The organism is Paenibacillus radicis (ex Xue et al. 2023), from assembly GCF_024722015.1.
GTDB lineage: Bacteria > Bacillota > Bacilli > Paenibacillales > NBRC-103111 > Paenibacillus_S.
Map to the genome: position 1 here is coordinate 1 of NZ_JANQBD010000060.1, position 17487 is coordinate 17487.

The following is a 17487-nucleotide window of genomic DNA, read 5'->3' on the forward strand; positions in this document are numbered from 1 at the left end:
TTTTACAACCGTAAGAGAATTCATGGTTCTTTGGGCTATGTTTCACCGGATCAATACGAGGCCATGTATTACAAAAAGGTTGTGTGATATCTCTTATTTGAGTGTCTACTTTCTTGACAGAGATCCAATCCTCCCGTTAATTCCAGGATACGAAGGCTTTTTACGCAAATAACTGGAAATCGTCCAGTTAAATTCCGTCATTTAATGCATTTTATGCAATATATGTCTATATTAGAAGGGGTTTTTTCAGTTAATCACATAAACATGGGCGTGAAGAGAGAATTAGCTCCAGAAATTCCATCTAAACATTTCATTCACTACCACCCGACGAAGATGCATTCGAGCTTTAGCAGCACTTTACTTGCGAGCAGAAAATTCAACATCTGCTTTAATGAAATTAAGCTTTCTCTATTTGTTAAGGCTGAACGAACTCAGAATCCAGAAATAAAAACTTATACTTTCAACTAAAAAAGTGCATACCGGCCGGTATGCACTCTTTTTAACTGCTCGTGGCAGCTTAAGCTTATGGCAAATTAGAAGAACCCATTAAGTAACGATCGCATTCACGCGCCGCCTCACGGCCTTCGTTAATAGCCCACACGACAAGGCTTTGCCCGCGGCGCATATCACCTGCAGCGAATACCCCCTGTACGTTGGTCGCATATTTACCGTAATCCGCTTTGGCGTTGGAACGCTCATCCTTCTCAATACCCAACTGATCTATCACTGTGTTCTCCGGTCCCATGAAGCCCATGGCAAGCATAACCAATTGTGCTGGATATACTTTTTCGCTGCCTGGAACCTCCACAGGAACGAACCGACCCTGATCATCCTTCTTCCATTCTATCAGAACCGTGTGAAGCTCCTTCACATGGCCGTTCTCATCACCGACGAACTTCTTGGTATTAATTAAATAATGACGAGGATCCTGTCCCTGCAGTGCAGCAGCCTCCTCTTGACCGTAATCTACCTTAAGCACCTTAGGCCATTCCGGCCATGGATTGTTAGGTTGACGGGTCTCCGGTGATTTAGGCATAATCTCGAATTGGGTTACGCTCTTGCATTTATGACGAATGGAGGTGCCTACGCAGTCCGTCCCCGTATCGCCTCCGCCAATAACAATAACATCCTTGCCTTCAGCTGAGATGAATTGACCGTCCTGATGCTTGGAATCCAACAGGCTCTTCGTGTTCTTAGAGAGGAATTCCATCGCCAGGTGAATGCCCTTCAACTCACGGCCTTCAATATTAAGGTCGCGTCCCTTAGTAGCTCCACCGCATAAAACGATAGCATCGAATTCATCCTTCAGCTGGGATGCAGGAATGTCTTTACCAATCTCGGTGCTCGTCACGAAAGTAACGCCCTCGGCGGTGAGAAGGTCCACACGGCGCTGGACATATTTCTTATCTAGCTTCATGTTCGGAATTCCATACATCATCAACCCACCTATACGATCCGCGCGCTCGTATACTGTCACGGTATGACCGGCTTTGTTAAGCTGCGCTGCACAGGCAAGTCCCGATGGACCGGAGCCGATTACCGCAACCTTCTTGCTGGTGCGAACAGCCGGTGGCTCCGGCACAACCCAACCCTCGGCAAATCCTCGATCGATGATCGATTTCTCAATATTTTTAATCGTCACTGGGGCTCCACTTAAGCCCACAGTACAGGAGCCTTCGCAAGGCGCCGGACAGACGCGGCCTGTGAATTCAGGAAAGTTATTGGTTGCATGAAGTCGATCCAGGGCTTCGCGCCAGCGCCCTTGGTAAACTAAATCATTCCATTCCGGAATGAGATTGTTGACTGGGCAGCCTGCCGCCATACCGCTGATCAGCTTACCCGTATGGCAGAAAGGAATACCGCAATCCATACAGCGCCCTCCCTGAGTCTGAAGCTTATCCTCAGACAACGGAGTGCTGAATTCATTCCAGTGGCTAATACGCATTAACGGAGCCGCTTCTCTCGGAATTTCACGCTCATAATCGATAAAGCCTGTTGGGTTGCCCATTAAATCCGCCTCCTGCGCATAATGTAAACGCTTTATTTGTGTATAAAAAAAGGGCTTATACATGCTTCATCCGAAAAGAATAGTGAAAGAGTGGTCCATCATCAATTACATACCGCATTTTTGCGGCTTGAAGTAGAGGAGACTGACTCGCAGCTGTTCTTTTTCAATGCATTACATGTATAAGCCCTATAAAACCATATCTAAATTAGTTACCGCCTACGCGGGATACATCCTTCATGTTCTCTTCAAAAGCAACTAGCAAAGCTTCCTGTTGGCTTAAGCCAGAACGTTTCACTCGCTCAATCGCTTCGAACATCCGTTTGTAGTCCTTAGGAATAACTTTGACGAACTTCCAAACGTGCTCTTCCCAGTTTTTCAGGACGCGGTCTGCAACCTTACTTCCTGTGAAAGTTTCATGATGCTGGATCATGTTGCGCAGCTCTTCGGCTTCATAGGTTTCCTCAACCTGCTCCAGATGCACCATTTCCTTGTTGCATTTGTCCTTAAAGGTACCATTCTCATCCAGCACATACGCGATACCGCCGGACATCCCAGCAGCAAAGTTACGTCCTGTCGGTCCAAGAACAACTACACGTCCCCCGGTCATGTATTCGCAGCCGTGGTCGCCCACTCCCTCTACTACAACACTTACACCGGAATTACGAACACAGAAGCGCTCACCAGCCATTCCGCGAATATACACTTCACCATCCGTTGCCCCATATAGAGCGGTGTTTCCGATGATGATGTTATCCTCAGCTTCAAAAGTAGATTGCTCTGAAGGGAATATGGCAATCTTACCACCGGATAAGCCTTTACCAACGTAGTCATTAGCATCGCCTTCCAAGGAAAGCGTGATGCCCTTAGGAACGAAGGCACCAAAGCTTTGACCGGCAGACCCGTTGAAATGAATGCGAATTGTATCGTTCGGCAAACCTTCCAAACCATATCGGCGGGTTACTTCGCTTCCAAGAATGGTTCCAACTACACGGTTCACGTTATGAATCGGCAGAATCGCATGAACATGCTCTTTGTTCTCCAGAGCAGGCTTGCAGATATCAAGCAGCTGTGTAACATCCAAAGAGCGATCAAGACCGTGGTCTTGTTCCATCGAGCAGTAACGTCCAACATCCTCGCCAACTTCCGGCTGATGCAGCAATGGCGACAAGTCGATGCCCTTGGCCTTCCAATGTGTAATGGCTTGATTCGTTTCCAAATATTCCGTATGGCCAATCATCTCTTCAATTGTACGGAAGCCGAGCTCTGCCATCAATTCGCGCGCATCCTGTGCAACGAACCTCATGAAGTTAACAACATGCTCCGGATCACCGGTATATTTGGCCCTCAGCTTCGGATTTTGAGTGGCTACTCCAACTGGACAAGTATCCAAATGGCAAACTCTCATCATAATACATCCCAAAGCAATCAACGGTGTTGTAGCAAAACCAAATTCTTCTGCACCAAGCAGCGCTGCGATAACAACATCACGTCCGGTCATCAGCTTTCCGTCGGTTTCAACCGTAATCCGGCTTCTCAGGTTGTTCAGCACGAGTGTTTGATGCGTTTCCGCAAGCCCAAGCTCCCAAGGTAAACCCGCATGTCGGATACTCGTTTGCGGTGATGCTCCAGTACCGCCATCGTAGCCGCTGATTAGCACCAAGTCAGCTTTACCTTTGGCAACACCCGCTGCAATCGTACCCACACCCACTTCGGAAACAAGCTTGACGCTGATTCTCGCACGTGGATTGGCATTTTTCAAATCGTGAATCAACTCAGCTAAATCCTCGATCGAATAAATATCATGATGCGGAGGAGGGGAAATCAAGCCTACGCCCGGTGTAACACCCCGTACTTCAGCAACCCATGGATATACCTTCGTGCCAGGCAGCTGCCCGCCTTCGCCTGGCTTTGCGCCCTGCGCCATTTTGATTTGAATTTCATCAGCATTAACCAAATAGTTGCTCGTTACGCCAAAACGTCCCGATGCTACCTGTTTAATGGCACTGCGGCGTGAATCACCGTTCTCATCCTTAGTGAAACGTTCAGGATGCTCTCCGCCTTCACCGGTATTCGATCTGCCACCAATACGGTTCATCGCGATTGCCATATCCTCATGGGTTTCCTTGGAAATGGATCCGAAGGACATAGCGCCGCTTTTGAATCTCTTGAATAGGGATTCAACCGGTTCGACTTCATCAATGGAAATCGGGGCACGGCCGGATTTGAATGAAAAGAGCGAACGCAATGCCGCGAATTTCTCATTCTCTTTGTTAACCAGCTTCGTGAAATTTTTGAACATGCTGTAATTATTTGTTCTTACAGCACCTTGCAGCGCGTGGATCGTTTCCGGATTGTACAGATGATCCTCGCCGTTCTTACGCCATTGCAGCTCGCCGCCCGTATCAAGAGCACGTTCTGCGCCTTCCTGTTCGGAGAAAGCACGCTGATGACGAAGGATAGCCTCTTGTGCAATAACGTCCATTTTTATACCGCTAACCGGTGTATAAGTCCAAGTAAAATATTTATCTATAACCGACTGATCCAAGCCGACCGCTTCAAAAATCTGTGCTCCACGATAGCTTTGAATCGTTGAAATTCCCATCTTGGCCAATACTTTGACAACGCCTTTAGTTGAAGCCTTGACGTAGTTGTATATAGCCTTTTCAGCTGTAATATCCTTCAGCTTTTTCTGAAGAACCATGTCTTCCAGCGTTTCCAATGCCAGATAAGGATTGATACCGCTGATACCATATCCAAGAAGCAGAGCAAAGTGATGAACCTCACGCGGCTCACCGGATTCAAGCAGAAGCCCCACTTGAGTACGCGTACCTTCGCGGATCAAATGATGGTGCAGACCGGATACAGCGAGCAAGGCTGGAATAGCAGCCTGATTTGCATTTATGCCACGGTCGGACAAGATGATCAGCGTTGCGCCACTGGAAATAGCTTGATCTGCAGCTGCATACAGCTCTTCCATCGCTTGCTCCAAAGCATCAGGACCTTCCGATGCATTGAATAAAATCGGCAATGTCACAGACTTGAAGCCATCGCGCTTGATCTCACGCAGCTTAGCCAGCTCTGCATTCGTCAAGATTGGCGTTGCCAAACGGATTTGGCGGCAGCTCTCCGGCTCCGGATTAATCAAATTGCGCTCAGGCCCTACAGTCGTTCCTTGAGCCGTAATAATTTCTTCGAAGTTCGCATCGATCGGCGGGTTCGTCACCTGCGCGAACAACTGCTTGAAGTAGCTGTATAGAAGCTGCGGACGGTCTGATAAGACAGCAAGCGGTGCATCGAAGCCCATTGATGCGATCGGATCAACACCGGTTTTGGCCATAGGCTCAATGATTCTGCGCAAATTCTCAAAGGTATATCCGAATGCTTGTTGGCGCTGCAGTACAGACTCATGATCCGTTTGCGGCACTTCATTCGGTTCCGGCAGCTGCTCCAATGAAATCAGATGTTCATCCAACCATGCGCGATAAGGCTTCTCGGTTATGATGGAACTTTTGACTTCTTCATCGGAAATAATACTTCCTTGGACGGTGTCAACAAGCAGCATACGTCCAGGCTGCAAACGTTCTTTGCGGACAATTCGCTCTGGAGCAATATTTAATACCCCTACTTCAGAAGCAAGAACAATCAGATCGTCTTTAGTCACATAATAACGTGCCGGACGCAAACCGTTACGGTCAAGGATAGCGCCAATCATTCTACCATCCGTAAAGGATATGGCTGCAGGACCATCCCACGGCTCCATCAAACAGCTGTGATATTCATAGAAAGCTTTTTTCTCATCGCTCATTGTTTCGTGCTTGGACCATGGCTCTGGAACCATCATCATTGCTGCATGAGGCAGCGAGCGTCCAGTAAGCATCAGAAATTCCAGAGTATTGTCGAACATTTGCGAATCGGAGCCGTCCGTATCGATGATTGGCAAAATGCTTTTCAGATCCTCACCGAATAAATCGGTGTCGCACATCGCTTGGCGTGCATGCATCCAGTTGACGTTACCGCGCAGCGTGTTGATCTCACCATTATGAATTAAGTAACGGTAAGGATGCGCACGCTCCCAGCTTGGGAAAGTATTCGTGCTGAACCGGGAGTGAACTAGTGCCAGCGCTGTTTCAAACGCCGGATCTTTCAACTCTAAATAATAGTTGTCAACCTGCTCCGGTGTTAACATTCCTTTGTAAACAATCGTACGGCTCGACAAACTGGAAAAATAGAAGGCATCGCCGTTATCCAACGCGCGAACCGCATTTTCCGTTAATTTACGAATCACATACAGCTTGCGCTCGAACGCCAGCTCATCGCCACCATCTACCGTTGAGCCGATAAAAACCTGACGAACAAAAGGTTCCGCTGACTTCGCCGAATCTCCCAGCGAGGAATTATCTGTCGGTACCGTTCTCCAACCAAGCAGTTGTTGACCCGCTTGTTGAATTTTCTCCTCAAGTACCTTTTCACAGGCAGCGCGCATAGTAACATCTTGTGGGAGAAATACCATGCCGACACCATACTTGCCCGGCTCTGGCAGCTGAATGCCTTCTTTGGCACATTCCGTATTCAAAAAGCCGTGTGGAATTTGCAGCAAAATACCTGCTCCATCCCCCGTATTGCTCTCAGAACCCTGGCCGCCGCGGTGATCCAGATTGCAAAGTACATTTAAAGCTTGACCAACAATTTCATGTGAGGGTTTCCCCTTAATGTTGGCTACAAATCCGATTCCACAAGCGTCATGCTCAAACTGCGGGTCATAAAGACCTTGCTTTACTGGTAATCCATTTCTGTTCATGTTGTACAACCTTTCTAACTGTAATTATTTGTACTTTCGTTCACAAACTTAGATTGAAGTGACATCAACACCGCAAGTTTCAGAGGATTGTATGTGAGGATATATCACTTTCAGCCAAATCAGAGCGGTTTCGATTCTATAAACCTCTATTTTAAGATAATATGTCTTATATTAACATCTGAGACCTAAACTATCAATTTAAAATAACTCTTTTTTTGCACAAAAACCATTCTTTTTTGTTGAACTTTCCAATAATTGTTCGGTTTTCGCCCACGTGTCAGGTATTATATCGTAACATGTCGCCCTTCAGCAGCCGAAAGATACGCCGCTGACATAATTCGAGATGACAGAATTCCTGCTTCTCCAGGGCATAAATAGCTGCTTTTGCCTTCTAATTGTTCTATGAAATCTTCAATCATCGGTACATTCATATTCGGATGCTTCGGAAGTTCGAACCTCTGCACTTCTCCTGCTCCATTCGTCCATTCCAGCTCAGCATCTTCTATCGAGCACATCGTCAGCTTTCCCTCTGTACCGAATATCTCCAATTGATTACCAACTGAGGTACTGAAGCTGGCATGAACGGAAGCTTGGCAGCCGGAGGCAAACTGAACAAGTAATGAAGCTGTATCTTCCACCTTAAGATCCTGTACAATATTGCCTGTTATAGCTGTAACCTGCAGCGGTTGGCCCAAGCTAAAGCAGAGCAAGTCCAAGACGTGGCTGCCAACGTCCATCAGCGCTCCCCCTCCGGAGATTTCGGGCTGCAGAAGCCAGGCACGCTCACTTGCCGCGTGATCCGATTTACCGCTGAATTGAGCCCTGGCATAGACAGCTTGGCCTATGGCTCCTGCATCGAGTAGCTCCTTGAGCTTCCTTATTTTCGGATAATATCTACGATAATAAGCAATTCCCAGCTTTACGTTGTGCTCCTTGCAGGCTTCAATCATTTCCTCGCAAAATTCCGCTTTTATAGCCATTGGCTTCTCGCACAGCACATGCTTGCCATGACGGGCAGCTTCTATTACATGCTCAGCATGTAGTACTACTGGCGTTGCAATGTAAACCGCATCGATGTCCGGGTCAGACCATACCTGCGATACATCCGTATATGCCTTCGGTACCCCAAACTTCTCCGCAAACGCCTTAAGCTTATCTTCATTGCGCCTCACTGCCGCTTGAAGTACACTCCCCTTTGCTGTTTGCAATGCATTCGCCACCCGACGCTCCACCACATCTCCTACTCCAATAATTGCCCATCTGATTTGTTTCATAATATTCCTCCTTAGATTTTCGCTTTAGTGAAGCTGGCTTTGTTAGCATTTGTTGACTTTTTCTTTCTTTGAAATCGCTTTCATATGCTGTATCTGTTAAAATCGCTTGATCGTTCTACCTTTATTATAATATTCCGAGTTTAAAAAATCCGCTTTTATATCAAAAACTACAAGTCTTTGCGACTTTCATTTGGATCAAGACCGAAATCGTGGCTCGACAAATTCATTCGATTTCAGGGCTCTGTACCCAGTTCAGCGCGTGACAAATCCCTTCGATCCGGCTCCTTACTCAGCTCAGTGATTGGCAAAATCATTCGTTCCAGCCTCCTTACTCAGCTCAGCACGTGTCAAAGGCATTCAATCCAGCTCCTTTCTCAGCTCAGCGCTTGACGAAGTCATTCAATCCAGCTCCTTACTCAGCTCAGCGCGTGACGAAGTCATTCGATCCGGCTCCTTACTCAGCTCAGCGCGTGAACACACCTTGAGAACGGCAAAGGCGCGTACAAGATAGGATTCAAAGCCATTGCCTATGCCAAAACCTGCATCTATACAGCTTTTTTGTCGTTTTGCCAGCATTCTTTTTGAATTCATGCAAATGTGCATCTTTTTATCATTCTTAGCTGAATCCAGACCGTTTTGCATGAAAATACCTGCACTTTCTACAGTTATTTCCTAGCGCCTCAAATTTCGGAAGAAAATAAATGCATTTTCGCAGGTTTTTGTACGGGCTGGTGATCAGCCAAGAGTCAAGGGTCAGTGCAAGGCGCCAGCGCAGTGCTGGTTTTGAGTTTAGCCCCCTCTTTTTTTAGCAAGATGAAGAAAAGGACAGAGGGAAATGTCATTTTTTGTTGAATTTTAAAAGAAAAGATCTAATTAATCGGAGGCTCCTTGTACCATGAACCAGTCTGGCGGCAGGAACAGTAACATGCATTTATCCGACACCGACGAGGCAGCAGATTTCCCCTTATGCGGGCTATCCTATCAATGGTTCACTCAATCTGCCTTTGGGGCGGCATTGATGAATTTGGATTGTGGCTTTATCTATGTAAATCCTGCATTCAGCAGCTTGTTGGGTTACGAGGAGATACAGTTGAAACAATTAAGCATACCGGTTGTTACCCATCACGACGAGCTGCTTCGATGCGTGCACCTATCCAGCCAGCTCGCGGCAGGATTGATCCCAACTTTTCAAATCGAACAAAGGTTTATTCAAAATTCAGGTGTTTCGGTGTGGTGTTCTGTAAATGCGACTCTCCTGCGTGATGAACAGGGGGAGCCACGTTATATACTCATGCAAACACAAAATATCGACGACAAGAAAAAGCTCGAAGCCGCGCTGCATACATCCGTGAACACATTCAGCACGCTGTTGGAGTCCATTCCATTCGCAGTGGTTATGTTGAAAGCCGATTGGCATATCAGCTATGTGAACAAAGCTGCCGAGGCCATTTTCAAACATAAAATTGAGGATATAGTGGGGCGAAATCTATGGATGTTGTTTCCTGAAGCAGTCAGCAGCCCTTTTTATAAAGAATTCCATCGCTCCATGGAAGAACGCATCTACACCTATCTCCATCAATGCTACGGCCCCGAAAAACGCTGGTACGAAGTCAGCTGCCAACCAACCAAGGAGGGCATCTGTTTATTTATTCGTGAAACCACCTTGCTGAAAAAGCAGGAAAATGCCTATTTGGAAACAAAGCTGCAATTAGATGCCATAATAAAACATGCGCCTGACGCTATCTCAATATTGGATCTGCAATACCGTATTTTGACAGTCAATCCAGCCTATACGGATATTTTCGGATTTAGTGAGGATGAGCTGTTGGGAAAGCCTCCTCTTATTATCCCTGAAGAACTTACTCTTGAAACCAATGCCCTTTTCCAGCAGGCAGCAAGAGGCATACCCGTCGTCGGTTATGAAACAAAACGGCTGCACAAAGGCAAACATATGCTTGATGTAAGCCTGACTATCTTTCCGCTCAAAAGTGCCGAAAATCTTGTAATGGCTTTATTTATCAGTATCCGCGATATTAGCGAAAGCAAACGAACCGAGCGTCTGCTGCGCCAGACCGAAGAAAGCTACAGGATCATTGCTGCAAACACCTATGACTTAGTAGTTCTTCTGTCTACAGATGGCCTTGTAAAGTACGTATCACCCTCCCATCAGCAGGTAATGAATGTAGATCCTGCAATATTACTGGAAGCAGAATCTCCTTTCTCGTATTTTGAGGAGCCTTGGAAATCGCAGGTCAGTGATTTTTTTGATGAATTGATCAGAAGAAAAGAGCCTGGAACAACGGAATTGCATTGGCCCGCTCAAGCATCAGAGCAAGTAAAAACCTTTGAAGTAAACGGAGTCCCGGTGATCGGATTAGACGGATGTGTGGAATCGGTTGTTATGGTTTCACGTGATATTAGTGAACGTAAGCATACGGAGGAGCTGCTGCGCCGCTCATGTAAGCTATCAGTAGCAGGCCAGCTGGCGGCAGGTATCGCCCATGAAATTCGCAACCCGCTAACAGCTCTGAAAGGCTTCACACAATTTATGTATGAGGGCGGTCCACATAAGTACCAGTACTTGAAAATCATGATGAGTGAGCTGACACGAATTGAGCAAATCATTAACGAGCTGCTGATTTTGGCTAAGCCGCAAGCTGTTACTTATAGGAAGCGGCAAACTGAGCCCCTTCTCCGCGATGTCATATCCTTCCTGCGTTCACAGGCCAATCTTAACGAGGTTCAGATGATAATGCATATTCAATCCAACCTTCCAGCTGTTCATTGCGAGGAAAATCAATTGAAGCAGGTGTTCATCAATCTGCTCAAAAACGGTATTGAAGCTATGCCACATGGAGGAATTGTTCAGATTTATGCACAAAAAACGTTCAATGGAATGCTCTCCATTGTGTTTCAAGATCAAGGCTTTGGCATCCCGGCAGAGGAGCTGTCCCGGTTAGGCGAGCCTTTTTTCACAACAAAAGAAAAGGGCTCCGGGCTTGGTTTAATGATCAGTTATAAAATTCTTGGCGAGCATGGCGGCTCCCTTCGGTTCAACAGCGAGCCAGGACGAGGCACCATCGCTACAATTATATTACCGGCTGCAAATGACTAGTCCGGCCTATACATTTCCTAAAGATCCTGTGCTATGATAGATGACATATTTCAGCAGAGAGGACTGTCTACTTACGTGGCTAAACTATATTTTCGATACGGCACTATGAACAGCGGCAAATCGATCGAGGTGCTGCGTACTGCCCATAACTACGAGGAGCAAGGGAAAAAGGTGCTGTTATTTACCCCTGCTGTAGATAACCGAAATGGGGTCGGCACAGTAGCTTCACGCATCGGCATGCAAAAACAAGCAATCATAGTAGATGATCAAATTAACATGATCGAGCTCGCGGCAGCAGAAATGCCGAATTGTATCTTGATAGATGAGTCTCAATTTCTAAATAAAGAACAAGTCCAGCAGCTAACGGAAATTGTTGATTTCCTGGATATTCCGGTCATCGCATATGGTCTGCGCGCCGACTTTCTAGGCAATTTGTTCGAGGGCAGCTACCACCTGCTCGCCATCGCCGATAAAATCGAGGAAATTAAAACGGTCTGTTGGTTTTGCGATAAAAAAGCAGTTATGAATATGAGAAGCACGGACGGACGCCCTGTGTTCGAAGGGGAGCAAATTCAGATTGGCGGCAACGAAAGCTACTTGCCTGTATGCCGTAAATGTTATGCATTAAAACGGAAACAAGCTCATAAGCTGTAACAAGTATGCAAATACCAAGAGGATGTAACGAGACGGTTTGATCGACTCGCTACATCCTCTTTTTTCCACTAGAAGCACCCTTAGCTTCTTTCCTTCATATTATGAAACAAGTCATTTTTTCCATTGAAGGCGGTGGTGTACATGTTCAGCAAGGATCAGTTGTACAAGCTGGGCATCATGGCTTATTTAACGGTATGGTATGTGGGCAGCTTCTGGTTAATCGCAGCGATAAGCAGCGGTTTATTCGAGCATGCTCTTGGTATCGATTTCATTAGTCTTCAGGATTATTTTTACTATGCGCTAGCTGGAGCTATCGGCGGCACGCTGTACGCTATGAGATTGTTTCACCTGTATTATGACAGCTTGACGGAACGTTGGGTGCTTTGGTACATTTTGCGCCCCATTCTTTGTGCCGGTACAGCCGTTATGACTATTATTTTGTTCGAAAGCGGAATTATGCTGCTTGAAGCAAAGGAATCTGTAATTGCCAAAATAGGGATTGCCTTTCTGGTTGGATTCGGTTACGGCAAAGTAATGGATAAGCTGAAAACTTTGACAGAAACCTTATTTAACGGAAAAGACAATTCAACGGATGGGGACGATAAGTCAAAGTCTTAATGGCCATAATCCCCAATTTGCCACAGCTGCAACCCTTATTCCTCCGGCAATGGCTTTTCTGGCAGCCATACAATACCGCTGTACGTGGGTATATGGTACCAATTCTCCCCTTGAGGCGAAGTCCATTTCTCGAAGGCCTGTGCTTCCTGGTAGCCAAAGGTGCCCTTCTCATGGCATATTTCCCCTGTCAGTGGAAAATAATACGTCTTCGTCTCCGGCGTCAGCATCACGTTATCCTGCGTTAATTGAATGCCTTCCGGCCGTTCGAGCGGCGCACGTTGAAGGTTGAGCCACTTCCAGCCCAGTGGGGTTTGCACATGAACCCATCCATCGTCGACCTCGTCGGCGATATAGTCTCCTGGCTGCAGCCAGTCTTGCAGTTCAATGGGGTTTTCCCATCTGGAATCAAAATACCGTGTAGCCGTTCGAATCTTAACCTTTTCATTCGGTAGGCTGAATTTCAACCATTCCTCGTTTTTCTGCGGATTCATCTGTACCCATTTGACGGCTCCGTCATTTTGCTTGATTTTATACCACACAACAATCACAGTTCTCATATTGAAAATTGAAGCTGCTATCGGCTGGATAACACCAGGAGTTGCTTTCTCTCCTCTGCCTGTAGAACGATAGGGATAATCATAAAGCATCTCTTCTCCTGTTAGCTTGATGGGCGTGTCTGTGGGCTGTTCCTTCACATCTTCGGGAATAAAGGGATCCAGAATCCATTTGTCACCCACCCAGCTCGTATGCACCCGGTACCAAGTGCCGGTGCTCTCAACCATTCCCCTGCCTGTACGTACCCATTTATGCATATAGCTGACACTCGCTGTCACCTGTACCTTTTGTGGCGCCAGCATCTGGCCTGTATCCCTGGGTTGTTCCGTCTGATCATAGGACTTCATACCGACAGGCAGCTCATACAGCTTCGTGTCGTCGACAAGCGTGATCTCCCGATCTATTTCCTTATAATAACCGTAAATAACTCGGCCGTTGTCTTCGATCCACTTGTTGCCAAGTGATGTTTTTACGAGGATATAGTCCTTACCTCCGTAGCTCGCACCACTCCCATCACTCGTTGCGCAACCCAGCAACCCCTGCTCTCTGGGCTCACACGCCACTTGCACATTCTGAGTGCCTGTAATTGAACCTGCTATTGAATCAGGCTTGCTGTAATCATTCAGGAGATTCGTTCCTTCCATAACGACGAGGTTCGTTGTAATGAAGGTGTCGATCGCTTTTACATTACCGCTTGCCCCAGTCCATACGCTCAAAAATAAAACAACCGCAACCACAAGCTTGCCTGCTCTTCCTTTCATCTGCGAGCACTCCTTTCCTTTTTATGTTATTGACGCAAACAAGGCGGATATGTTGCTGCAAGGATTTACTAAGATTAAGTGAAGTTATCTAAACCGTCGTGAGCGAACCACAGCTGCTTGTAGTCCACCCACCCTAATGAGCTGATGCTTACTCCGCGCAGCTCCGGTGGGAAGGATGCCGTCTGGTGCCAGCGGTACCAAAGGATGACCGTCTGGTCATCCAGCAGCTCCCGCTCCAGCCTGACCAGCTGCTGCAAGCGGGCTTCGCGGGACGGCTCGTTCGGTAGCTCCGCCAGTCGACGATCAAGCTCAAGCAGCCGCTCCGCTGGCAAGCAGCAGCGCAGCGGGCTCTGCCCGCTGCCCAGGATGGCCCGCATAGTCCACTCCGCGTCAGCGTCGACAGGCTGCTCAAGCAGCAGCAGATCTGCTTGCGCTAACACATCCGGCTCGGCTAATGCCTCGTAGGGTACGAGCCGAATGGTCAGCGCGATGCCATAGCTGCCTAGCGCTTGCTGCAGCCAGGCTGCATCCCGCTCATGGCCAGCGCCAGCGTAGGTGACGAGCTGAAGCTGAAGCGTCGGCTCTGAAGGGCTGGCACCGCTGTGACCGGTGAGCAGCGGATTTCGTGCATTCGATGCGGCTGAAACATCAGATTGAGCCTGCTCCTCGCTGGCTTTAGCAGCAATAGCAGGAGCAGGCTCGGAAAGATCCCGGATAAATCCGTTTGCCAGTTCCCCGCGATTGCCGCCCAGTAAGCTTTCTGCATCACATTCCCGGATCACTTTATATACAATATTACGGATCTCTTGCTTCTCAAGATCACCTTTTTTAGCCCGATTCAGCAGTACATATTTGCACCCGCGGTCTGTTCTTACCGTAAGCTCCCATGGCTCATCGTCCTGTACGAATGCCCTATAATGATGGAAATTCATCCCTCCTCCCTCCTGACCTACCTCGTTAGACCTGTTAAATTGCTGCTCATAGATCTCAGGCAAATACCACATCTCGATCCGATCCACATTAGCAGGCCGCTTGAAATAGAACGGATTCGCTTCGAGCACCAGCAGTCTTTCGTCACGGTGTGAAAGCCTGAATGGCCCTGTTCCTGTTGGAAAGAGCGGACCTCCGGTGGAATGATCCTTCGGTACTATGCTTGCAGCCGAGGCTCCCAACAACGCCGGCAAATGCCATTGCCCTGAAGACAGCTTGATATCGAACGAATAATCGTCAATCCGATTCACCTCCTGTATCCCACGATAGAGCTGCCTGAAAGGTGATTTCACGGAAGGGTCCAAAAGCCGTTCCAGCGTATGCAGCACATCATCGGCCGTACAAGGGGTTTCGTTATGAAAGCGCACATGCTTTTGCAAATAAAATCTCCAGCATTGTGCCTTGCGGTCGGTTTCCCAATGATGGGCAAGCCCAGGCATGAAAAGATCACGTTCACTGTCATACTCTACAAGCGTATCGAACAGCTGCCGGACGAAATGCAGTTCAGTTCTGCGCGTCGTCAAAGCTGGGTCAAGCATACCTGGCTGCCGGTAGGATGGGAAACGCAATAAATGCTTGTATGAGGCCTCTGTTTCAATCGCACGAAGATATCCAAACGATTGCCGCAGTGCTTGATGGAGCTGCTCCCTCCCCTTCTCGGACAACCATTCTGTGTTCAGCAGTTCGACGGTTTCCTGGATGCGGCCATCTCGCAGTAACCCTACCGCTTGCTCCAGCAGCAGCTCATTAGGATCAGCCAGCAGTGCCAACTGGGAGTGATTTCCTCGGCCGCGACCGGGCGACCAGGCAATCCAACCATGCTGCCTCATCGCTTTAATTAGAAGCTTGGCATTACGCTCTGTGCAATAGAGACAAGCTGCTATGTGAGGTACAGTGACGTCCTGCAGTTCTCCATGAAACTGATTCTGCTCCAAGCTGGTGTACAGCCGTACATAGTGTTCCATCAGTTGCATAATCGGAGCACCTCCGTCCATTCCCTATAAAAGGGGAAATCTAATATCCTGAGATTACACTTTTTATTCCCCTTTTTCCAGCTACAATAAATAAACAAGAAAAATTTACTCGGAGAGGAGACAACACAGCTTATGATTACATCATCATCAGCCCTATCGGACGGACGTCCCTCGGCTCCTGCTCCTAGCGAGGGCAGCAAGCAGGTTCGAATCATTGCATGGGTTACAGCCATCTGTTTGCTGGGAGATTCGATGTATTATATTGTGCTCCCTTTGTACTGGAAGCATTTCGGGTTAGATGCGCTCTGGCAGGTTGGATTTCTGCTGTCGATCAACCGTTTCGTGCGGCTGCCGCTCAATCCGCTGGTCGGCTGGCTATATAGCCGGATGAGCAAGCGCTTGGGCGTAATGCTGGCTGTACTCCTAGCTTGCTTAACGACAATCGGCTATGGCTGCTTGTCTGGTTTCACTGCCCTGCTCATTGCGAGGGCATTATGGGGAGCAGCATGGTCGCTGCTTCGCATCGGGGGCTATTTGACCGTGCTGGAGGCCTCGTCCGACAGCAATCGCGGGCAGCTGCTCGGCAGCTACAACGGCATCATCGCCTTCGGCAGCCTGATCGGCATGCTGGCCGGCGGCGTACTCGCCGATGTGATCGGCGTCCGGCCCATAGCGCTGCTGCTCGGCGTTGTTATGCTCGCGGGAATTCCATTCGCGTGGAAGCATGTTCCCTCATCCCGAGGAACCGAAGCCGTCGCGGCAGTCGGGACTAACAAGGACAGCAAAAAGAGCTTAAGCCAACGCTGGAGCTCAGCTCTAACACAAATTCCCGCTGCCTTCTGGTTGGTCCTGGCCTCCGGCACCGGAACCGCGATTGTGTTCTTCGGCATCTATCTCTCTACGCTTAGCGCAGTTATTGAGGCTCATCTGCCGGGCACCGGCGGCACGATAACGCTGCTCGGCGCTACCTTGGGCGCGGCCTCTGTCGCCGGCATCGTGCAGGCTATCCGCTGGGCCTGGTCGCCGTACCTCTCGCCGCGGATCGGCGCATGGTCCGATGGCCCACGCGGTCGGCTGCCGCTGTATACCGCATCGCTCGCTATAGCTGCGGTTACCCTGGCCCTGCTGCCGCTGAAGCTGCCGTTCGCGGCATGGCTCTCGCTCTTGTTGGTCGCCCAGCTCGCCAACACGGCGATCGTCACGCTCACCGATGCTCTGGCCGCTGACGCCTCTACAGGCTCTTCCCGCGTAGCCTACATGACGACCTATACTACGGTCGTAGATGTCGGCGCTGCGCTTGGCCCGCTGCTTGGCTTTGCATTGCTCGGCCAGCTGGGACTCGCAGGCTTGTATCAGCTCTGCGCAGCACTGCTGCTCGTGCTCGCTGCTCTGTCGGCGGCCGCGATATTCCGAGCGCGCGTCCGTGCATGATCTAATAGGCATAGAGGAAAGCCACTTAAAGTCTGGGTGAAGACTCCGAATTTAAGGAGCTGTACCGATAGCGGAAGTGTTTATTCCTCTAACACCTGAAAAACTCAAAAATCAGAGAAATAAGGGAACAGCAAGTTCCGTTATCTCTCTGATTTTGTGCATAATGCTCCTATTTACCCAACATAGTCGAGTAGGCGGGGCCTTTCCTTCTCACGGATTGTGCCCCTTCCCCCTCACAGATCCGTACGTGCGCAATTAACGCATACGGCTCTTCATTTCATCGTTACAGGTCGACTGGCGAACAGGTTC

At 48.5% G+C, this 17487-nt stretch carries 10 protein-coding genes; 4 read left to right on the plus strand and 6 right to left on the minus strand.

The window, feature by feature from the left end; genetic code table 11:
• Positions 1–523 precede the first annotated feature (523 nt).
• The 4 genes from NV381_RS37570 to NV381_RS37585 all read right to left on the minus strand — a co-directional run bounded on the left by NV381_RS37570 (position 524) and on the right by NV381_RS37585 (position 8671).
• Positions 524–2008 carry a glutamate synthase subunit beta gene (locus tag NV381_RS37570; protein ID WP_258218375.1) on the minus strand — a complete coding sequence of 495 codons (1485 nt, stop codon included), beginning with the start codon at positions 2006–2008 and terminating at the stop codon, positions 524–526.
• A gap of 205 nt (positions 2009–2213) precedes the next feature.
• Positions 2214–6806, minus strand: a complete 4593-nt coding sequence (gene gltB, locus NV381_RS37575; RefSeq protein ID WP_258218376.1) for a glutamate synthase large subunit — start codon at positions 6804–6806, stop codon at positions 2214–2216.
• 284 nt (positions 6807–7090) lie between these two features.
• Positions 7091–8080 (minus strand): Gfo/Idh/MocA family protein, encoded by a 990-nt coding sequence (locus NV381_RS37580; RefSeq protein WP_258218377.1) that lies wholly within the window; start codon positions 8078–8080, stop codon positions 7091–7093.
• A gap of 399 nt (positions 8081–8479) precedes the next feature.
• Positions 8480–8671, minus strand: a complete 192-nt coding sequence (locus tag NV381_RS37585) for a hypothetical protein (protein WP_258218378.1) — start codon at positions 8669–8671, stop codon at positions 8480–8482.
• Positions 8672–8975: 304 nt separating this feature from the next.
• Between NV381_RS37585 and NV381_RS37590 the strand changes: the two genes are divergently transcribed.
• From NV381_RS37590 to NV381_RS37600, 3 genes are all read left to right on the plus strand, one after another.
• Complete coding sequence (locus NV381_RS37590) at positions 8976–11195, plus strand: PAS domain S-box protein (protein WP_258218379.1); 2220 nt, start codon at positions 8976–8978, stop codon at positions 11193–11195.
• A gap of 75 nt (positions 11196–11270) precedes the next feature.
• The gene (locus NV381_RS37595; RefSeq protein ID WP_258218380.1) at positions 11271–11849 is read left to right on the plus strand and encodes a thymidine kinase; all 579 of its coding nucleotides are present in this window, start codon (positions 11271–11273) and stop codon (positions 11847–11849) included.
• Positions 11850–11990: 141 nt separating this feature from the next.
• Entirely contained in the window at positions 11991–12467 is a 477-nt protein-coding gene (locus tag NV381_RS37600; protein WP_258218381.1) for a hypothetical protein, read from the plus strand.
• A gap of 35 nt (positions 12468–12502) precedes the next feature.
• Here NV381_RS37600 and NV381_RS37605 read toward each other — a convergent pair whose 3' ends face one another.
• Together NV381_RS37605 and NV381_RS37610 are read right to left on the minus strand one after the other, a co-directional pair.
• The gene (locus NV381_RS37605) at positions 12503–13783 is read right to left on the minus strand and encodes a hypothetical protein (RefSeq protein ID WP_258218382.1); all 1281 of its coding nucleotides are present in this window, start codon (positions 13781–13783) and stop codon (positions 12503–12505) included.
• A gap of 74 nt (positions 13784–13857) precedes the next feature.
• Positions 13858–15747, minus strand: a complete 1890-nt coding sequence (locus NV381_RS37610; protein ID WP_258218383.1) for an ABC transporter substrate-binding protein — start codon at positions 15745–15747, stop codon at positions 13858–13860.
• 132 nt (positions 15748–15879) lie between these two features.
• Here NV381_RS37610 and NV381_RS37615 point away from each other — a divergent pair, with 132 nt between their 5' ends.
• Positions 15880–17178 (plus strand): MFS transporter, encoded by a 1299-nt coding sequence (locus NV381_RS37615; RefSeq protein WP_258218384.1) that lies wholly within the window; start codon positions 15880–15882, stop codon positions 17176–17178.
• Positions 17179–17487 lie beyond the last annotated feature (309 nt).